Genomic DNA, 20428 nt, shown 5'->3' with positions numbered 1-20428 from the left:
GTGCTACCCAACGCGCCCTCGGCTGTTGTCGGAGTTTCCGCCCTTCGATCAGGTGCACGGGCTGGTGTCGTGCGCTGATTTCATCAGGTCCGCCGGGACCTTGTGCCCGATGGCGCTGTGCGGCCGTTCCTCGTTGTAGTCTCTACGCCAAGCCTCCAACTTTTCGGCCGCATCTTCAAGGCTCATGAACCAGTGGCTGTTCAGGCATTCTGCTCGGAATCGCCCATTGAACGCCTCGATGAAGGCGTTGTCCGTCGGTTTGCCTGGTCTCGAGAAGTCGAGCGTGACGCCGCGCTGGTAGGCCCAGAGGTCCATATCGCGCGAGATGAACTCGCTGCCCTGATCGACGCGGATCGTGGCCGGATAGCCGATACGGCGGCATACCCGCTCGAGCGTAGCGACCACATTCTCGCCTCGATAGCTGAACCGCGGATCAAGCACCGGCACGAAGCGTGAGAAGGTGTCGACAACCGTCAGAACCCTGATCTTACGCCCCGTTGCGAGTTGGTCATGCACGAAGTCCATGGCCCAGACATCGTTCGGCCCAACGGCTTTCGCACGGTCCTCCCGAAGCTTCGCCTTCACCCGGCGCTTCGGCGTCTTGTTCCTGAGCTGCATGCCCAACTCCTTGTAAATCCGATAGGTCTTCTTGGCATTGATCTCCCAGCCCTCGCGCTTCAACAGCACATGGACACGCCGGTATCCGAACCGGACACGCGTCTGGCAAATCTCCCTGATCCGCTGTTCCAACGCGGCCTGGCCAGGCCGACGAGACTTGTAGCGATAGGTCCTGGGATCGAACCGGATCACCGCACAGGCCCGGCGGATCGACACCTGCCAATCCGCCCGCATCTCATCGACCAGCGTCCTCTCCCAGCCAGGGATTCGATGCGGTAAACTCTAACCAAAACCGGGGGCGTTTCAGGGGATCACATCCGCAGCAATTAGCATTACCTTCGGTGTCCGCAATGGGCGTTCCCTTCGGGCACTAGGCCTTTCAAGACGGCTGACGCTGTACCGTACCCAATGGTGGCTTCGAGACAAATTTCACCGATGCTGCGTCATGCCTGAACGACCGCTATCTTAAGCAGATGAGCGGAGTTGATCACGACACCAAACTTGTATGGCCTCACAAAACCTCTCAACACGGGCGGAGCGTTTTGTTCCTGGTGCCAGTGCGAGATTTACGGGCAGACGCGCGGCACGCAGATCAGGTTCCGCATCTATCAACCTGCCTTGCACCAAATCATCTGCAATGAACCAGCGCGGCAGGATGGCGACGCCAACGCCCTGAAGGCAGGCCTCATAGATCGCAAAGATGTTGTCACTGGCCATCTTTGGGGTGACGGAGAAAACCTGCGCGGAACCGTCACTGTTTGAAAGCTCGATCCGGTTGCCCTCAAACGGCCCAAGGGTCAGCCACGGCAGGTCTTTCAGTGGTTGTGTCGCATCTGCAGCAAGGCATTCTGGCGTACCGACGACCAGACGCTCCACTCGCGCCAGCTCCCGCACGACAAGCGTATCGTCTGGCACCGCGCCGATCTTTAACCAGCAATCACACCCTTCCTCGGCAAAACGAATTGCGTCGTCGCGCAAGCGCCAATCAATAGTGACGCCGGAGTGATCCTTCATGAACTGCGACGCCGCACGCACGAACAAGCTCTGTCCAAGGGCAACCGGTGCGATCACACGGATCATGCCCTTCAATGCGTCGTCTTCTGAATGTCGTTCCTCGATTGCCTCCCACTCGCCCAACATGCGCCGCGCGTCTTCCAAAAGAGCCAGACCATCCGGCGTCAGGGTAACATTATGGGTCGTGCGCCGCGCCAGCACGACATCAAGGCGGGTTTCTAGCGCCGCAAGCTGCCGGGAAATCGACGGCTGCGATGTGCCTAGGTCACGGGCGGCTTCCGAAAGCGAACCGCGCTCGGCAATGCGCACGAAAGTTTCCAGCAGAGCGAGACGATCAAAGCGTGTGTTCATACGCTAAGCGTATAGCAGTCTTACTCTCCATGCCGCTACCGTTAAATCGTCAGGTCCGTATGTTCATCTCAATCGAAACGAAAGGAACCATGACATGACCAACGATCAGAACACCACCTTCACCTTCCTCAATGGACGCACAGTCAATCGCATCGGCTACGGTGCGATGCGCCTCACAGGCCAGCCCCGCAACTTTGGACCTTACGCAGACTGGCAGGGCGGCATTGATTTGCTACAACGCGCCCGTGACCTTGGCGTTACCCACATCGACACAGCCCGCGCTTATGGACCCCATGAAAACGAAAAGCTGATTGCCGACGCGCTTCTTGCTGACGATGGCACCTATGGCGATATGTTCATTGCCTCCAAAGGGGGTGTGGAAAAAAGCGCCACAAGCATCAGCCGCGATACATCCGCCGCGACGATGAAACGGCATTTGGAGGAAAGCCTTGCCAGTCTGCGAACGGACAAGATCGACCTTTATTACGTCCACTCCCCCGATGGTGTGACGCCCATCATCGAGAGTGTGGCCGCGCTTGAAGAGATGCGACAAGCCGGGAAGATCAACATGATCGGGTTGTCCAACGTCTCGCGGGTGCAGGTCGAGCAAGCCCTGAAAGTTGCGCCGATTGCGGCTGTCCAAAATCGCTACTCGCCCGCTGACGCGCGTGATGAAGAACAGGAGAGTATGATCGACTGGCTGAACGAACAGGGCATTGCATTTGTCCCGCATGGCCCGCTCGGTGCTAACCCGATGAAACAGGGGGCCGTTGTCGATCCGGGGGAGGCATTGCGGACGCTGCTCGCCCGGTCGCCAAACATCCTCGCAATTCCGGGCACGACAACCATCGCGCATCTGGAAGACAACGCTTCGGCGTTGGAAATACAACATGCGTGATCTGCTGATCACGTGGGCAGCGGCATGGCCGACGATTACGGTCCTGCTGTTGCTCATGGACGGGGTGATCGGGCAGTGGCCGCTGGCGGTCAGGACATTGGCTCTGACAGGTCTGATGGTGCCACTAATGACTATGCTGGTTGTGCCAGCTCTGAATCGCTTCGTCGGACACCTTGAAAATAGACACCTGCCCTCCGGCCCGTAGGCCGCGCTGACTTCACCTCTAATCACAACTTCCCCTCTCCGCTTCTCGCAAGCGGACCGGTTCACTTTTGCCCAAAGGAGGCATGACAATGAAACTTCCTATCCTCACACTTGCAGCGGCAGGATTCGCCGTCGTCACGACAGAGTTCGTGATTATCGGCGTCCTGCCGCAACTCGCAGCCGATCTTGGCGTCACTATCGCGCAAGCTGGTCTGTTGGCGACGATCTTCGCCTTTACTGTCGCCATTGCGGCTCCGTTTCTGACGGCCCTGGTGGCGCAGTTCGAACGGAAAAAGCTGTTCGCCACGCTGCTGGCAATGATCGCCGTGTCGAACGTCCTGACGGCTTTTGCACCCACTTTTGAAACGCTTGCAGCCGCCCGAGTCATCGGCGCTTTGGCCCTTCCTGTCTTCTGGGCCGTTGGCACCGCTTCAGCAGCACAACTCGGAGGACCAGAAGGTGGCGGTAAATCCGTAGCCATCCTTTATGCCAGTATCTCGGCAGGGACGGTCATCGGCATTCCGCTTGGGACACTCTTGGCTGATCTGATGGGATGGCGCGTCATGTTTGGGGCAATCGGTGCACTGTCGGCGATCATGTCGCTGGCGCTCCTGGCCTTCTTCCCCACAACCAAACAGCAAGCCGCTCCCTCGTTGCTGAAACAGGCGTCGATCCTGAAACGTCCGATGTTTCTCGGTCATCTGGTACTGACTGCTTTCGCCTTCACGTCGATGTTTGTGGCCTACACCTATCTGGCGGACATTTTGCAAACACTGGCGTCTGTTCCTGCAAGTCAGGTGGCGTGGGTATTGATGGGCTTCGGTGTCGTCGGCCTGTTCGGTAATTGGCTGGCTGGCCAATACGTTGATCGAAGTCCTATGGGTGTAACGGCTGTATCGCTTGCCGCGCTTGCGCTGTCATCTTTCGCTACGGTCGCACTGACCGGGCAAGGCATCCTGTTCCTGATCCCACTGGCGATCTGGGGCGCAGCCCAGTCAGCAGGCTTCATCGGCAACCAGTTGCGTGTCATGAAGCAGGCTCCGGAAGCGCAAGAGTTTGCATCAGCCCTGAGCGTAACAATCGCACAGGTTGGTATTGGCCTCGGAGCATTGATTGGCGGTCTCGTGATTGACGCGCAAGGCCTGGCAGCTCTCGGATCGGCTAATGCGATGATCGGGTTTGCCGGACTGGTTGTTGCGGCCATAATAGCACTGGGGATCCGCGCATCGCGCACCATCGCCGTTCCTGCCGAGTAGAATGCAAAAATAAAAGGCTGATGGCCGTCCACAGTGGGCGGCCATCGCCAACAGCCGACATTGGTGCAGCCGCAGCGAATGGGAGCTAAGCCCCGCAATCTGTGAGTTCGCTCACCATCGGATTTAGCGGTTGCGGCGAATGTCGGCAATGCGGGCTGCGATTGCAGCATGGCCGAGGGTGAGTCAATGTCTGGTAGGGCCGTCCTGGCGGATAGGGCAGGTCATGCACTCCGACATGCTGCGCTGCCTCCGAGGTCCGCAACGAGCCCAGAGTACAGGATGCTGCAAGGTACGCGAATGGCGGCTTAAGCGGAGCCGCTACGAGTGGGGCATACTGTAAAGAGGTTCTTACTGAACGCCTCGCGGCTCGGGTGGCTCCAGAAGGAGTAGCCGGACTCCGATAGCGACAATTAGCAGGCCAGCCGTGCGCTCCAACATAATGCGCGCGCGACGTGAACGGCGCAGGACAGCTCCGATGGTTCCCGAAAATGTGGCCAGCGTTACCTCCACTACGAGAGCGACAGCGCGCATTACGAGGCCAAGGATGACAAACTGAAAAGCGACCGACCCGGCTGTAGGGTCCACGAACTGCGGCAGAAAGGCGAGCATGAAAGCGTGACCCTTCGGGTTCACTAGGCTCGCCACAAACCCTTCGCGCAGTGCCTCGCCTCGCGACACTACCGCATAGCCCTCGCCTGAAGGATCAGGCACCGGGCCAAAGACCATCTTCGCGCCCCGCCAGATAAGATATGCCCCGCCCGCATAACGGATCAGATCGAAGAGGAAAGGGTTTTCAGAGATCAGGGTCGCGAGGCCCAGAGCAAGGAGCGGCACCTGAACGGTGCCAGCGAGAAAAAAGCCAAGCGCAGTATAGATCGCTGCCGAGCGTCCCTGCGCCAGCCCTCGTCCGACGATCAGGAAAAGATCGGGGCCTGGCGTCAGTGCCAAGAGAACGACAGCGAGCGAGAAGGCGGAGAGGGTAATCGGATCAATTAGCATGAAGTTAAAAAAGCACATCACGTTTGGCTTGGCGAGCCAGAGATACTAAGCATCACGGTAGAAGCAGCCATTCGCGCAACCGCAGCGAAAGAGCGCTCAGTCCCGCAGACTGTGAGTTGGTCTACCCACTGATTTTTGCATTCGCAGCGATGTCCCCTTCGACGGGCCGCACTGCAGTGTGTCGGTTGCATGGTCAAGGTCGGCTCCGGGCCGCCTACATCTTGGGATGTCAAAGGCCAAAAGGGGGATGTTGCGTTCTATCCAACGGGCGCAGGGAGCCCTTTCCAACAATTCGGTCCCATCGCTGCACGTGCATTCTTCGTCGTACTGCTTTCATTCAAATAGATCGATGTCCCCTGCGTCTTGCGCACATGAATTGTGCGCAAGCGTGCGATGAACTGTCCTCCCCGCATCCTAACTTACAGGCATATCAGCGTCTCGTCAGCCACCGCGAAGCGACGCCAGATCGTACACGAATTGCCACCATAGCACAGAAAGGACCGACCATGATCAGATTATCCGTCAATCAGACCGAAATCGAGTTTGCAGCCGCGCCCGACACCCCATTGCTCTGGGCATTGCGTGATCACATGGGGCTGACCGGGACCAAATTCGGCTGCGGCGCGGGCCAGTGCGGCGCCTGCACGGTGCATGTGGACGGTATCGCGACTTTCTCCTGCCTGACACCGGTGTCGGCAGTCGAAGGGGCCGAGGTGACCACCATCGAGGGGTTGTCAGAGGATGGCTCGCACCCGCTGCAACAGGCATGGATCGCAGAACAGGTCCCGCAATGCGGCTATTGTCAGTCTGGCCAAATTATGAAGGCGGCTGAGCTTCTGGACTTCAATCCCAACCCCACGCGTGACGATATCGCGGACCATATGAGCACGAACCTCTGCCGCTGTGGCACCTACACGCGCATCTTCAATGCGGTAGAACGCGCCGCAAAGGAGGTTTGAGATGACCGCACATATGCACCTGACCCGTCGCGGGTTCCTCGCAACAGGCGCTGCGCTGAGCTTTGTCATCGGGGCCAGCGGCCTCGCATCAATCTCACGTGCGGCGACCACCGCAACGCAAGCGGACATTACTGGCTGGGTCACCATCACGACCGAGGGTGAAGTGCACATCCTGTTCCCCTCGACCGAAATGGGACAAGGCAGTTCAACGGCCCTTCCGCTGATCCTGGCCGAAGAAATGGACGCCGATTGGGACCGTGTCACCGTTGAACAACTGGATACTGACGACCGCAGCTTCGGCAACCCGCTCTTTGGCAACGTTCTCTATACAGCCGGCAGCACCGGGGTGTCGGGCTATTTCGACACGCTGCGCCAAGCAGGTGCTCAGGTGCGCGCGGTGCTGATACGCGAAGCGGCAAAGGCCTGGGACGTGCCTGCCGCCGAGGTCAGCACGCTCGCTGGAACAGTCCGGCACGACCCAACCGGGCGCGTGCTCAGCTATGGCGGCGTTGCTGCCTTGCCCGACCTTGATGTGACAGTGCCCGAGAGAAGCCAAGCGGACCTCAAACGCCCCGAGGATTATCGCCTCATTGGCCAGGATCACCCCCGCATCGACATTCCAGCAAAGAGTACCGGGACCGAGACTTACGCCATCGACATCACGGTGCCGGGCATGGTCTTTGCAGCCGTGGCCTGCACGCCCTTTGACGGTGTAGGGCCGGAACGTATAGATGACGCCGCGGCCCGAACCGTCCTCGGCGTGCGCGATGTTATAGTGCTGCCCGAAGGGGTCGCGGTGATCGCCGATCACATCGAGGCTGCGTTCCGGGCCAAGGAGACGCTCGACGTCACATGGGGCACGCCAGACCCTTGGTGGACGATGGACAGCGATGCCACGCTGGATGCCTATGCCGCAGCGCTAGATGATCCAGGCATTGACCGTGCGACGTGGCGCGAAAACGGCGATGCCGCGACCTCGATCGCGGCGGCAGACCGTACCGTCACTGCGGAATATCGGTCCGACTACGCCTACCATGCGCAGATCGAACCGATGGCCGCGGTTGCGTCTGTTGATGCCGACGGTTTAGGCGCTGAAGCATGGGTCGGCACCCAGACGCAAAGCTGGTCCACTCGCACAATGACAGAGACCTTGGGCACGACGCCGGATCGCGTCCGGCTTAACGTGATGACCATGGGTGGCAGCTTTGGCCGCCGTACCGCGCTTGATCAAGAATACTTGCGTGACGCGCTCTTGTTGTCGAAGACCGTTGGCCTGCCGGTCAAGCTAGTCTGGACACGCGAGGATGACGTTCAAAACGGTGCCTTCCGGCCCGCCGCCGTGCAGCGCCTCCGCGCCGGCCTGACAGCAGAGGGCACATTGCAAGGCTGGGAACACCGCGTCGCTGCACCGTCAGTCATCTCCTATTTCAACCCCCTGCGGTGGTCTCAAGTTGCCCCGAATGACATCATCTCGATGCGCGGGTCGGAAAGCCCATTCTACGATCTGCCGGACATGCACGCCGAACATGTGATCACGCCTACCCACGCCCGCCTGGCCCCATGGCGCGGCATTGGGGCAAGTTACACCAGCTTTGCCGCCGAAGCGTTCATGGACGAACTGGCTGCCGAGGCAGGTCGGGATCCACTGGATTTCCGCATGGATCTGCTTCAGCACAATCCCAGAGGGGTAGCCTTGCTGCGCCGCGTTTCTGAAATGTCAGATTGGGATGGCGCGCGGCCGGACACAGCCCTTGGCCTATCGTTCGCAGGCTACGGCAGTTCCATGGCCGCTGGCGTTGCCGAAGTCGCGCTGGACCGCGACCGCGGGATCATCACTGTGCCGCGCTTCTGGGCCGCTGTTGACGCAGGGCTTGTTGTGGCCCCGGACAATGCCCGTAACCAGATCGAAGGTGGAATCGTCTTTGGCGTCAGCAGCAGTCTCAAGGAGCGGATCACTATGACGGGCGGCCGTGTTGATCAATCAAACTACTACGACTACGAGATCTTGCGCGCACATGAGGTGCCGGAGATCACCCTCGATCTGGCCCAAGGCACCACACCGCCGACTGGCATTGGCGAAGCAGGCACGCCCATGGTCGCGGCTGCCATTGCTAACGGGTTCCACGCTCTTACGGGCAAGCGTCTCCGGCACCTGCCGTTCACACCGGACCGGGTGCTCGAGGCCTTGGAAAACTAAGCACCAGGGGCGCATATGAACAGTCCTCGTCCGTTTCGGAATTGTCGGGAGGCGTTCTGTTGGGTATCTCCAGCGCGCAGAAAGGCTCACAGATCGGTCACTGACTGAGCGTCGCAAAGGGCTCCCCAAAAAAAAGACCGCACTGCGCAGTACGGCCAAAATAGTGCCGAACCTGTGAACCAACGCTACGTCAACAGTAGCTGTGAACCGGCTTGTTCCACAAAGTGTGCATCCGCCAGTACATGAATCTCGCGGATGCAGCGAATGGCGGCAATGAAGTTCGCGCCGTAGAATTCCTTGTGACGGTGGAACGGCAGGTTTGGGCCAGCCTAACTTGGGGGAGTTTTTTTGCTTCTTTCGATATACTGCCTTCGATCAGACGATTGCAGAGATCCCATACTTCCGCAATGTCGTACCAAAACAGACTCTAGCCGTCGGTAGACGGATGACAAATTAGTTGCATAATACAACTATGAGCCAGTCAGTTTCCATACAGCGCATCGACACACTGCTGTCAGCTTCACGTGACATCGTGCGGGCACTTGGATTTATGCAGAAAGGACTAGCTGGAACCGCGCTGTCGCCGTCAGCCGTGCACACCATCATAGAATTGGGTTACGGCACAGTCACAACTGCAAGTGATCTGGGCGACATGCTTCGTCTGGAGAAGTCCTCGATCAGTCGCCTTGTCCAGAAACTCATCGAAGACGGATTAGTTGAGGCCAAGTCAAACCCCGCTGACCGGCGGTCTCGGAAACTCGCTCTGACCGGGGACGGCAAGGCTCTCCTGAAAACACTTGAAGACTTCGGACGCCAGCAAATGAGGTACGCCTCTGAACATCTTGCGAAGGATGATCTCACAAAGGTCGAAACAGGTTTGACGCTCTTCGCCAAGGCACTGCGAGGAGATGAAAGCCACGCTTCGCGCGCCAGTGCCGTGGAAATTCGCAAGGGTTATTGCCCGGGTGTGATTGCTTCCGTCGTTGGCCTACACGCCTCGTATTACGCGACCAACTATGGGTTCGGGGCCGTCTTTGAGAGGAAGGTTGCAACCGAAATGTCGGAGTTCATGGGGCGCCTAGAGAACCCTGCGAACACGACATTCTCTGCTTTTCTTGGCGATACACTTCTTGGATCGGTATCGCTTGATGGAGAGGACCTTGGGGAAGGTGTCTGCCATCTCAGGTGGTTCATCGTCAGTCCCGAGGCCCAAGGAACGGGTATCGGTAATGTGCTTCTTGAAGAGGTGACGTTGTTTGTCGATGCGGCAGGTTTCGAACGGACGCGTCTGTGGACTTTCAAAGGGCTGGATGCGGCGCGCCACCTATATGAAAAGCATGGTTTCGAACTTGTTCGTGAAAATCGGGGCAAGCAATGGGGCACCGAGGTTATCGAGCAAGAGTTCGAGCGAAAGCGGACTTAGCCCGTCTGGGTTTGAGAGGCAGAAATATGTCCGCAACCCGTGAGTTCGACTTGCTCCAAACATAGGTTGCGTGGCGAATGCTCGGATATCCTCTCGGGCCAGTGGTTTGTTCGAATAGGTGAACTGGACTTGCTCGATGCAGATTAAAAGGGATTAGTTCAGCAGATCAAATGCTGTACCTCAGCTTCGAAATTGCCGGGACGTTAGACAGAAGCAAAAAGTGACACAGCGATTGTTTGGCTAGCAGGGGGCACGGAAGTGGCGAGTGCTTAGAGACCAACAGATAATCTGTTCCCGGAGGAGAAACTTGTGAGCCTCATTTTGAAGTGTCGCAAACAGTGTAAGACTTCTTAAGTTGATCTATTCAAGAAGCCAATGGCGTTTTTCCTGTCATTTCGGCAAAGTCCAATACAGCGGAGTTAGCGATACGTTCGTCGAACATCCTGAAAAGAGGCTCCAACGCGATGGCCCGCTGATTTGATGAACCCGCTCGTCAGCGTCAAAAAAATCCGCCAGTAGATGCAAGCTGGCCAAACCTTGCGACGCAAACGCCGCATTTTGATGGATCATTTCAAACTCGCTTTGGTCAAGGGCCACGTCACGCCCGAAGTATCTGGGAGGCAAGCGCGCAACTGATGTCCTCGCGCGAATACTTCGCAAATTTGTTGATCTGATTGTATAAACGGGACTTTATCCCCCTGAGCAAAACCCGACAGATCAGGCATCTCAAGTCACACGGAACGCCACCAAAATGCTTGAGCTCATCTTTCGACTTGCTCTCCAAACGCCACCAAGGATCAAGCCAATTTCTAGAAGTAGTAAGCCCATATCAGGGCCGCTAAAATGCCAGAGACAACACCAACAATAATAATCTCAGGCAGTCCAAACGTCATTTTCGTTCCTTTTCGGTTTGCTATGTATGTCACGTCTCCGAATACATCGATTAGATAGAATGAATTCAGATTTGTCCCTTTGACGTTCCAAAAAACAGACAGCACAAAATCAGACCTACAGGTAAGAAACTTGACAGTCCGAACACCATGACGCCCGCCGCTCCACCAATGCACCCAATCGTGAACGCTGAAATTTCCAATATGATTTCGTCGAGTTGATCGTCTTTACTACCCTGGGCAAACAGACTTCCTATCAGCCTTGTAACATTTCCGGTCATGACAGTAGTTGGAGGCGTATCTAAAGCGACTTGCGCTTGGTTTTGTATGCCCAAAGCAAAAACAACCGCAACAGCCATCGCAAAATTAATGACCCCATGGCTTGGCTCGTCTGACGCTAACAATCCCACAAGGCCGACTATGACAAGAATTGCACCTTCCAATGTAAAGAGAATCGACGCTGTCAGTTTTAAATTTCTTGAAATCTGTGCGGTTAACCAAACTGCAACCACAAAGGCGGGAAAAGAAGCGATCTTGAGCAACGAAGTGTCATCCATATCTTGCGACAGCGAAGCCGCCAAGAGTACAATATTTCCCGTGACATGAGCAGCAAATAGCCCTGAGAAGAATACGAAGCAGGCTGCATCTGCAAAACCTGCCGTAAAGGACAGTATCGCTAGACCCAACCTTGATTCAGGCGTTAATTTACGAACGATAGCTGTTATGTAATGACCTCCAACCATGCAAAACTGATCCTCATTAAATCATCGGCAGAAGCGTATCGAAGCTCGCTTTCGCGTCGCCATAGAACATCCGCGTGTTGTCCTTGAAGAACAGCGGGTTCTCGATCCCGGAATAACCCGTGCCTTGCCCGCGTTTGGACACGAACACTTGTTTGGCCTTCCAGCATTCGAGCACCGGCATGCCAGCAATGGGACTGTTGGGATCGTCCTGAGCGGCTGGGTTCACGATGTCGTTCGACCCGATCACGATGGCGACATCCGTCTCGGGGAAATCCTCGTTGATCTCGTCCATTTCCAGCACGATGTCGTAGGGCACCTTGGCTTCTGCGAGCAGCACGTTCATGTGGCCGGGCAAGCGCCCCGCAACCGGGTGGATCGCGAAGCGCACATCTTTGCCCTTGGCACGCAGCTTGCGGGTGAGCTCTGCCACCGTCTGCTGGGCCTGTGCCACCGCCATGCCGTAGCCGGGGATGATGATGATGCTGTCGGCTTCATTGAGAGCGGTTGCAACGCTATCGGCTTCAATCGCGACCTGCTTGCCTTCCACCGCCATTTGCTCCCCTGCCGGGCCGCCGAAGCCCCCGAGGATCACGGAGATGAACGAGCGGTTCATGGCCTTACACATGATGTAGGATAGGATTGCGCCCGAGGAGCCAACAAGCGCACCCACTACAATCAGTAGGTCGTTGCCGAGCGAGAAGCCGATGGCTGCCGCCGCCCAGCCGGAGTAGCTGTTGAGCATTGAGACGACCACGGGCATGTCCGCACCGCCGATGCCCATGATCAGGTGGTAGCCAATGAAAAGGCCCAGAAGGGTCAGGAGGACCAGCGTGAAGGTGCCGCCGCCGCTCAGGTAGACCATCGTCAGCAGCACCGAACCTGCGGCAGCGGCGATGTTGAGCATATGGCCGCCGGGCAGCTTCTTGGCCGCCGAGTCGACCTTACCGGCCAGCTTGCCGTAGGCGATGACGGAGCCCGTGAAGGTCACCGCGCCGATCCAGATGCCGAGCACCAGCTCGACCCGCAGGATCCCCACTTCCACAGCCGTCTTCTTGGCCAGAAGCGAGGCAAAGGAGCCAAACTCACCGGCGACCGCTGCTGGCACTTTCTGCCCGTAATCCAGCGCTGGGAAGGGCAGATCAGCCGCCGCCATTGTGGCCGCTACACGGGCCAGCTCAATGTCCGCGTTGAAGCCCACGAACACAGCCGCGAGGCCCACGAGCGAGTGCATGATCGCCACAAGCTCAGGCATCTGGGTCATTTGCACTTTGGTGGCAAGCTGGTAGCCCACCGCGCCGCCCGCTGCGATCAGCACGATCGACAGCGCCGCAAGCCCTTGGCCCGGGCCCGCAATCGTGGCGGACACCGCTAGCGCCATGCCTGCAATGCCGTACCACACCGCGCGTTTTGCGCTTTCCTGTCCGCTCAATCCGCCCAGAGAGAGGATGAAGAGGGCGCCCGCGACCGCATAGGCCGCAATCGTAAATCCGTAATCCATTGTCCTCGTCTCCTTAAGATTTTTGGAACATGGCGAGCATGCGCCGTGTCACGAGGAAGCCGCCGAAGATGTTGATCGAGGCCAAAAAGACCCCCAACGCAGCGAGTAGTGTTATGAGGAAACTGCTCGACCCGATCTGGATCAGCGCACCCAGAATAATGATCGAGGAAATCGCGTTCGTGACGGCCATGAGCGGCGTGTGGAGCGAGTGCGCCACGTTCCAGATCACCTGGAAGCCGATGAACACCGACAGGACAAACACGATGAAGTGCTGCATGAAGGAGGCGGGCGCGATCATGCCGACCATCAGCACAAGCGCGGCACCCACGCCGAGCAGGGTGACCTGCTGCTTGGTTTGCGCCTTGAACGCCGCAATCTCTGCCTCGTGCTTTTCTTCCGGCGTCAGCTCCTTGTGCTTTTCTTTCTTCTGCACCGCGATCGCGGCCACTTTGGGCGGCGGCGGCGGGAACGTGATGTCACCCTCATAGGTGATCGTCGCGCCACGGATCACGTCATCTTCCATGTTGTGGTTGACTTGACCGTCCTTCTCGGGCGTGAGGTCAGCCATCATGTGGCGAATGTTGTTACCATAGAGGGTGGAGGCTTGCGTGGCCATGCGCGAGGGGAAGTCTGTGTAGCCGATGATGATCACGCCGTTGTCGGTGACAACGCGCTTGTCCATCTGGGTCAGCTCACAGTTGCCGCCCTTCTCGGCGGCAAGGTCCACGATCACGGAGCCCGGCTTCATCGCGTCGACCATGTCTTTGGTCCAAAGGACGGGGGCCGCACGGTTCGGGATCAGCGCGGTGGTAATCACGATGTCCATGTCCGGCGCGATTTCGCGGAACTTCTCAAGCTGTTTGGCTTGGAACTCAGGCGATGAGGGAGGCGCATAGCCGCCTGTTTCCGCACCGTCGGGCAATTCGCTGTCCTCGAACTCAAGGAACACGAACTCGGCACCCATCGACTCGATCTGTTCCGCCACTTCCGGGCGCACATCGAAGGCGTAAGTGATCGCACCGAGCGAGGTGGAGGTACCGATGGCGGCAAGGCCCGCCACACCCGCACCCACAACCAGCACTTTCGCAGGGGGCACTTTACCGGCGGCGGTCACCTGACCGGTGAAAAAGCGGCCGAAGTTGTTGCCCGCCTCGATCACGGCGCGGTAGCCCGCTATGTTGGCCATCGACGACAGCGCATCCATCTTCTGGGCGCGGCTGATCCGGGGGACCATGTCCATCGCAATGACGTTCGCGCCCTTGCCCTTGGCCAGCTCCATCAGCTTTTCGTTGGAGGCAGGGTAGAAGAAGGAGATCAGCGTCTGGCCTTTGGTCAGGCGCTTGGCTTCGGCCTCGCTGGGCGGGCGCACCTTGGCGATGACATCGGCGGCCTTGAACAGCGCCGCAGCGGTTTTCACCACCTCAACACCAGCCTCCTTGAAGGCGGCGTCCGAGAAGCCAGCGGCCTGGCCCGCTTTGCTCTCCACAACCACGTCATAGCCCAGCTTTTGCAGCTGGAGCGCGCTTTCGGGAGTGATCGCGACGCGCGCTTCCCCCTCGAATGTCTCTTTCGGTGCCCCGATTTTCACGAATGTAGCCCCAGTTCTGTTAATCTTTTTTGAACGAGCTTCCCTCACCCGCGCGTCGATTAAATCGGCGGCCCACTTCTCGAAACCAGGCAGACTTAAATTAGAAAGTTTCGTGGGTCCGAGATCAGTTGGCCAAAATGCGCAAGGAAGCGGGCGGCATCTGCGCCGTTTATCACACGGTGGTCATAGCTCAGATCGAGCGGGACTACCGGGACGGGCTTTGGGACATTGCCGTCCCAAGCTGTCACAGTTTTCGTGCGGGTGATTCCGAGGATCGCAACCTCTGGTGGGTTCACGATTGGGGTAAATGCCGTCCCGCCGATCCCACCGAGGTTCGAGATCGACATTGACGCGCCGCCCATATCGCTTGGCGGGAGTTTGCGGTCATGTGCACGTTTGGCCAGGTCAGAAATCTCGGCTGCGATCTGGAGCAGACCTTTGCAATCCGCATCGCGGATGACGGGCACGAGCAATCCATGCGATGTGTCCACCGCGATGCCAACGTGGATGTACTCCTTGAAGGTCAACGTCTCTTCATCAGGAGACAGAGAGGCATTGAAGTTGGGGAAAACCCGCAAACACCGTGCCAGTGCGGCTACATAGAAGGAGAGGGCCGTCAGCTTCACGCCTTGCGCGTTAGCCTCTGGCGCCCAGCTTTTCCGCAGTTCCTGTAGCGCGGATACATCGGCTTGGTCGTGGTGCGTTACGGCTGGAATGTGCCGGTGCGCCGCCGCAAGATTTCGCGCGGCAAGTTTTGCAATGCGTGTCATCGGTTCGTGTCTCACCGGGCCATACTCGCTATGGTCTATATCCCAATAGCCATGGTCGGTGTTGCCTCTTACGGCTCCCGAATTGATCAAGTCTTCAGGTCCCATGGTCTGGCGCCCCAATCTGTCTGCTAATTGCTGAATGTCTACGTTCATTTCGCGCGCCATTCTTCGTGTGGTTGGGCTGGCAATCACATTTGACATCCAACGCTCCTACCACTCGGCCGAAATATACTGCGTCTCCATGAACTCTAGCATGCCTTCATGCCCGCCCTCGCGTCCTAATCCGGACTGCTTTGTGCCGCCAAAGGGAGCCGCTGGGTCGCTGACAAGGCCACGGTTCAGGCCGACCATGCCGTAATCAAGTTGTTCAGAGACTTGCAAACCGCGCTTGAAGTCACTGGAAAACACGTAGGCCACGAGACCATATTCCGTGTTGTTCGCGCGGGTGATCGCGTCTTGCTCCTCCGCGAACGTCTGAATCGCGGCGACAGGACCAAAGATTTCATCATGCACACAATCAGCTGTTTCGGGCACTGCAGACAACACCGTAGGTGGGTAAAAGAACCCCTTTCCGCTTGGCACTTCACCGCCGCATTCCAGCTTCGCGCCTTTTGCCACAGCGTCGGCAACAAACGCGGCGACCTTGTCGCGGGTGTCGGCGTTAACCAAGGGACCGACATCCACGGTTGGGTCGGTGCCATTGCCAACCTTCAGCGAAGACATTTCAGCGGAAAGCCGCTTAGTGAATTCGTCCACAATGTTCTCGTGGACGTAAATCCTGTTGGCTGCGGTGCAGGCCTCTCCCAGATTACGCATTTTCGCCAACATCGTGCCTTCGATTGCAACGTCGAGATCGGCATCCTCCAAGATCACCACGGGTGCATTTCCGCCCAGCTCCATAGCGGGCTTGAGCACCTGATCGGCGGCGGATTTAAGCAAAACCCGACCAACGCCGGTTGAGCCTGTAAAACTGATCACGCGAACGCGCGGATCATGCATCAAGTGATCGACCAGCGGACCGGTCCGCCGTGAGGGCAGCACGTTGACGAGCCCTTTGGGCACACCGGCCTCTTCCAAAAGCGGCATCAGGGCAAGCATGGTCAGCGGCGTCTCGGACGCGGGCTTGATGATCACGCCGCATCCTGCGGCCAGTGCGGGCGCAATCTTGCGCGTGCCCATGGCGGCCGGGTAATTCCATGGCGTCACCAAGACAGCCAAACCAGCGGGCTTGTGCTGAACCATAATGCGGGCGCCGGATGCTGGCGCATGGGTGATGAGTCCGTCTGCACGCACGGCTTCTTCGGCAAACCAGCGGAAAAACTCGGCGGCATAGGTGGCCTCGCCCATCGCGTCTGCACGAGCCTTGCCGTTCTCAAGCGTGATGATACGCGCAAACTCATCAAGCTGCGCCGACATCAGCTCCCACGCCTTGCGCAGCACTTCGGAACGGGCGCGCGGCGTGCGCGCGGCCCAGTCGGCCATGGCGCTTTGAGCCGCATCAAGAGCGAGATCGGCGTGGAATGTTTCCGCCGAGGCAACCGAGGCCAGGATCTCTTCGGTTGCCGGGTTATAAACGTCAAAACGATCCGTGCTCTCGACCCAAGTGCCATTGATATAAAGGTTCGTGAATTCCATGGGGTCCTCGAGTGGTTACAAAATGTGCCGCAGCGGTTCTTCGATACAATCCGCAAAAGTTGTGATGAGCATGAGCGCTTCGGATGGTGTGATGCGGTTAGGTGCACTTTCCAGTGTGATGCGCACACCGCCGCTCGTCGGCAGATCAGTCAGCGTGACCACCGGATGCGCCTCGGCCCCCAATGCGACCGTTTTCAATCTGCTGCCACGGTAGTCACGCAGAACCCAGATAGGGTCCTCGTCGCTTGGTACGACTTGCGAAAACCCTGATGCTTTCGAGACAAGATAGGTTTCGCGTCCCTGCCGTGTTTCCACTGCGACAGAAAAAGGGGCGTCCTCGTGCAAGGCACCGGCGAAAAGGCTGGCCAAACAGCGTCGGGCCGAAACACCGTGTGTTGATGCGGCCCATTCCGCGATGGCATGAGAGCCATCTACCGCTGTCTCGGCAACGAGGTGGACCGACGCTGTCGCAACAGAAGGTGTGGTTTCTTGCGCTGCTTCCAGCGACAAACGCCGCAAAGTCTCAAGATCGCGCGTGTGGTAGGGGTGCAGATGACCAGCATCAGCCAAGAGCGCCAGATCGAGGTTTTCCGCTGCTGCAAGGCGGCGAAGCTTGGGCGACGCCAATATCCTGCCGTTTTGGCTGGCACGGGCGCGCGGCGGTTGCGGCGTCACAGGCGCCTGAGCCTGAGTGATAGGCGGCGCTGCGGGGGATGCGACCGCATCTGCGCTCGGTTCTTCGGGTGCAGTCTTGGGCACGGCACCGGATACGCTTTCTGTGACCGCTGAAGCAAAGGGTTCGGACGGCGAGGTGGAGGAGATAATTGCGACCGTTTCCCCGACAAGGACGTTCTCTCCGGCATGGGCGAAGGTCGCCGCCAGAAAACCATCAATGCCCGCCTCAACTTCCATCGTGCTTTTGTCGGTTTCGACCTCAAACAAAATGTCATCCGCGGAGACAGCGTCGCCCGGCCGTTTGTGCCAAGCGACAAGGAGGCCTGCATCTTGGGCCATGCCCAATTGGGGCATGGCGACATGGGTGCCGGCAGGTTTTTCCGCTGGCGCTTCTACTGGAGCGGGACTGGCTTGCCCCGGCGCAGCATCTTCGGTGTCTGCGGCGGTCTCGGAAATGCGCGCAATAACCGCACCAACTGCAACTTCCTCACCAACAGTGGCCGCGATGTTAGTCAAGAACCCACTGGCCAATGCTTCGACCTCCAGCGTGGCTTTGTCGGTTTCGACCTCGAACAGCAGGTCACCCTCAGCAACTTCGGCCCCTTCGTCTTTGAGCCATGACACAATCGTGCCGGCATCCTGAGCCATGCCAAGCTGAGGCATCGTCACATCATGCGGCATCGAACATCTCACGCGCGATCAGTTTTCGAGCGGTTTGCGCAACGGTTTCAACCGTCGGCACCGTCACGTCTTCAAGCGCCGGGGAGAACGGCACCGGCACGTCCATTGCGCCCATCCGCTGCACCGGAGCATCAAGATGGTAGAACGATTTCTCATTCAGGCGGCTGGCGATCTCCGCCGTCACGCCGTAGCTCTGGTGGCCCTCATCGATGACAATCGCGAGAGATGTTTTGCGCACGCTCTTAAGCAGCGTGTCTTCATCTAGTGGCACAATCGTCCGAGGATCGATGACTTCAACCGAGACGCCTTCAGTCTCAAGAAGATCGGCAACCCCTTCGGCCACCTGCACCATCGAGGAAGTTGCGATGAGCGTAATATCGCTGCCTTCGCGCTTCACGTGGGCCTCGCCGAACGGGATCAGAAATTCTTCCTCCGGCACGGGGGCCTTGTCCTGGTACATCAGCTTGTCTTCGAAAATGACCACCGGGTTGTTGTCACGGATGGCGGTCTTCATCAAACCCTTGGCCTCATAGGCCGAAGAGGGCATGGCCACTTTGAGACCCGGAATATGGGCAACCAACGCCTGCAAGGACTGGCTGTGCTGCGCGGCTGACCTCCGGGTTGCACCAAGGTTGGTACGAAGAACCATCGGAACGTTGAGTTTTCCACCGGACATGTAGTGGGTTTTGGCGGCCTGGTTGCAAAGCTGGTCCATTATCAAAAACAGAAAGTCACCGAACATCAGGTCAACGACAGGGCGTGCGCCGGTCATCGCGGCACCGACGGCCATTCCAACAAAGCCTGGCTCGGAAATAGGTGTGTCGATCACTCTCTCGGTTCCAAATTCCTCAACCAGACCAGACATGACCTTGAAAGGCGTTCCGGCCTCGGCAACGTCTTCGCCTAGAATCAAGACCGTCGGGTCACGACGCATCTCTTCCGCCAACGCTTCGTTCACGGCTTTAGATAAAGTTATCTCGCGCATGACTGTCTCTCCTCAGGCCGCATAAACGTGCATGTCAACTTCGGAGACGTCCGGGTACGGAGCCTCAAGCGCATAGGCGACAGCATCGGCTGCATCCTGAGCGATCTCGGCATTGATCGCTTCGACCTGTTCCTCTGTGACGATCCCCTGCTCCAACAAGGTCGCGCGGAAGCGCGTGATCGGATCGCGATTTGTTTTCCAATCGGTCTCTTCTTCTTTGGACCGATAGTACTCACGGTTGATGTCGCCAACGTGGTGGCCATGGTAGCGGTACGTTTCAAGCTCAATGAAGAACGGCCCCTCGCCCTTTCGGCAGCGCGCAACGAGGCTTTGGCTCAGATCGTTCACTGCCAGTACGTCCTGACCATCAACCTTGAACGCTTCTATCCCGAAGGCTTCAGCGCGCGCGGTGATCGAGCCTGCGGCAATTTCTTCGGTCTTTGTGTATTCCGAGTAACCGTTGTTCTCGCAGGCATATATCACGGGCAGTTTCCAGAGCGCCGCCATGTTCATGACCTCATACATAAGGCCTTGAGCGGTCGCCCCATCGCCGAAAAAGCACACGGTCACATCATCGGAGCCTTGCAATTTTGCCCGCAACGCAGAGCCCGTGGCGATCCCCATCGAACCACCCACAATTGCATTCGCTCCAAGATTTCCATGGCTTTGATCGGCGATATGCATCGATCCCCCTTTGCCGCGGCAATAGCCTTCTTCTTTGCCAAGGAGTTCACAGAACATCGCTTTGAAGTCAGCGCCCTTGGCGACGCAATGGCCATGGCCGCGATGAGTCGAGGTGATGCGGTCTTCGTTGGTCAACGCTTCACAGATACCGACGGCGACGGCCTCTTCGCCCGAATACATGTGGGTCAGACCTGGCATCTTGGCGGATAGATACAGCTTGTTGGCCTGATCTTCAAAGGCCCGAATGCGCACCATTTGGCGGTACATCTGCAAATAGGATTCGGTGTTGGACGGGGTCTTGGACTTTGCGGGCATTGGGCCACTCCATGAGAAAGGCACCCGGTCCCGAAGGACCGGGTA

At 58.0% G+C, this 20428-nt stretch carries 16 protein-coding genes and 1 pseudogene; 6 read left to right on the top strand and 11 right to left on the bottom strand.

Annotated elements, in window-relative coordinates; translation table 11 throughout:
* Nucleotides 1-48 precede the first annotated feature (48 nt).
* Together KX928_RS01170 and KX928_RS01165 are read right to left on the bottom strand one after the other, a co-directional pair.
* A pseudogene (locus KX928_RS01170) lies at nucleotides 49-882 on the bottom strand (IS3 family transposase); the annotation flags it as partial.
* A 201-nt stretch (nucleotides 883-1083) separates the two neighbouring features.
* A complete protein-coding gene (locus KX928_RS01165) occupies nucleotides 1084-1983 on the bottom strand; it encodes a LysR family transcriptional regulator (RefSeq protein WP_219497995.1) in 900 nt (299 codons plus the stop codon).
* Between the two features lie 94 nt (nucleotides 1984-2077).
* Between KX928_RS01165 and KX928_RS01160 the strand changes: the two genes are divergently transcribed.
* The 3 genes from KX928_RS01160 (at nucleotide 2078) to KX928_RS01150 (ending at nucleotide 4341) form a co-directional block, all read left to right on the top strand.
* Nucleotides 2078-2881 carry an aldo/keto reductase gene (locus tag KX928_RS01160; RefSeq protein WP_219497993.1) on the top strand — a complete coding sequence of 268 codons (804 nt, stop codon included), beginning with the start codon at nucleotides 2078-2080 and terminating at the stop codon, nucleotides 2879-2881.
* Nucleotides 2874-3086: a putative antibiotic biosynthesis monooxygenase gene (locus KX928_RS01155; RefSeq protein WP_219497991.1), complete on the top strand. Its 213-nt coding sequence runs from the start codon at nucleotides 2874-2876 to the stop codon at nucleotides 3084-3086. The genes KX928_RS01160 and KX928_RS01155 overlap by 8 nt, the downstream gene beginning before the upstream one ends.
* Nucleotides 3087-3174: 88 nt before the next feature.
* Nucleotides 3175-4341, top strand: coding sequence for an MFS transporter (locus KX928_RS01150; RefSeq protein ID WP_219497989.1), 1167 nt, complete (start codon nucleotides 3175-3177; stop codon nucleotides 4339-4341).
* Nucleotides 4342-4689: 348 nt separating this feature from the next.
* Here the strand turns inward: KX928_RS01150 and KX928_RS01145 are convergent, their stop codons facing one another.
* Nucleotides 4690-5358, bottom strand: coding sequence for a LysE family translocator (locus KX928_RS01145; RefSeq protein WP_257883473.1), 669 nt, complete (start codon nucleotides 5356-5358; stop codon nucleotides 4690-4692).
* 488 nt (nucleotides 5359-5846) lie between these two features.
* Between KX928_RS01145 and KX928_RS01140 the strand changes: the two genes are divergently transcribed.
* The 3 genes from KX928_RS01140 (at nucleotide 5847) to KX928_RS01130 (ending at nucleotide 9919) form a co-directional block, all read left to right on the top strand.
* Entirely contained in the window at nucleotides 5847-6299 is a 453-nt protein-coding gene (locus tag KX928_RS01140) for a (2Fe-2S)-binding protein (protein WP_219497988.1), read from the top strand.
* Nucleotide 6300: 1 nt separating this feature from the next.
* A complete protein-coding gene (locus KX928_RS01135; RefSeq protein ID WP_219497986.1) occupies nucleotides 6301-8496 on the top strand; it encodes a xanthine dehydrogenase family protein molybdopterin-binding subunit in 2196 nt (731 codons plus the stop codon).
* Between the two features lie 472 nt (nucleotides 8497-8968).
* Nucleotides 8969-9919: a bifunctional helix-turn-helix transcriptional regulator/GNAT family N-acetyltransferase gene (locus KX928_RS01130; RefSeq protein WP_257883472.1), complete on the top strand. Its 951-nt coding sequence runs from the start codon at nucleotides 8969-8971 to the stop codon at nucleotides 9917-9919.
* Nucleotides 9920-10877: 958 nt separating this feature from the next.
* Here KX928_RS01130 and KX928_RS01125 read toward each other — a convergent pair.
* From KX928_RS01125 to KX928_RS01090, 8 genes are all read right to left on the bottom strand, one after another.
* Nucleotides 10878-11552, bottom strand: coding sequence for a YoaK family protein (locus KX928_RS01125; protein WP_219497984.1), 675 nt, complete (start codon nucleotides 11550-11552; stop codon nucleotides 10878-10880).
* A 16-nt stretch (nucleotides 11553-11568) separates the two neighbouring features.
* Nucleotides 11569-13050, bottom strand: coding sequence for an NAD(P)(+) transhydrogenase (Re/Si-specific) subunit beta (locus KX928_RS01120; RefSeq protein WP_219497982.1), 1482 nt, complete (start codon nucleotides 13048-13050; stop codon nucleotides 11569-11571).
* A 13-nt stretch (nucleotides 13051-13063) separates the two neighbouring features.
* Entirely contained in the window at nucleotides 13064-14638 is a 1575-nt protein-coding gene (locus KX928_RS01115) for a Re/Si-specific NAD(P)(+) transhydrogenase subunit alpha (RefSeq protein ID WP_219497980.1), read from the bottom strand.
* A gap of 95 nt (nucleotides 14639-14733) precedes the next feature.
* Complete coding sequence (locus KX928_RS01110) at nucleotides 14734-15609, bottom strand: 2-oxo acid dehydrogenase subunit E2 (RefSeq protein ID WP_219497978.1); 876 nt, start codon at nucleotides 15607-15609, stop codon at nucleotides 14734-14736.
* Between the two features lie 9 nt (nucleotides 15610-15618).
* Nucleotides 15619-17043 (bottom strand): NAD-dependent succinate-semialdehyde dehydrogenase, encoded by a 1425-nt coding sequence (locus KX928_RS01105; protein ID WP_219497976.1) that lies wholly within the window; start codon nucleotides 17041-17043, stop codon nucleotides 15619-15621.
* Nucleotides 17044-17058: 15 nt separating this feature from the next.
* Nucleotides 17059-18399 (bottom strand): biotin/lipoyl-containing protein, encoded by a 1341-nt coding sequence (locus KX928_RS01100; protein ID WP_219497974.1) that lies wholly within the window; start codon nucleotides 18397-18399, stop codon nucleotides 17059-17061.
* The gene (locus tag KX928_RS01095; RefSeq protein WP_219497972.1) at nucleotides 18389-19384 is read right to left on the bottom strand and encodes an alpha-ketoacid dehydrogenase subunit beta; all 996 of its coding nucleotides are present in this window, start codon (nucleotides 19382-19384) and stop codon (nucleotides 18389-18391) included. Before KX928_RS01095 ends, KX928_RS01100 begins: the two co-directional genes overlap by 11 nt.
* A 12-nt stretch (nucleotides 19385-19396) precedes the next feature.
* The gene (locus KX928_RS01090; protein ID WP_219497970.1) at nucleotides 19397-20383 is read right to left on the bottom strand and encodes a thiamine pyrophosphate-dependent dehydrogenase E1 component subunit alpha; all 987 of its coding nucleotides are present in this window, start codon (nucleotides 20381-20383) and stop codon (nucleotides 19397-19399) included.
* Between the last annotated feature and the right edge of the window lie 45 nt (nucleotides 20384-20428).

Source organism: Roseobacter insulae (assembly GCF_019375555.1).
In the GTDB taxonomy this organism is placed as follows: Bacteria; Pseudomonadota; Alphaproteobacteria; order Rhodobacterales; family Rhodobacteraceae; genus Roseobacter; species Roseobacter insulae.
This window is presented reverse-complemented; position numbering and strand designations above follow the sequence as displayed.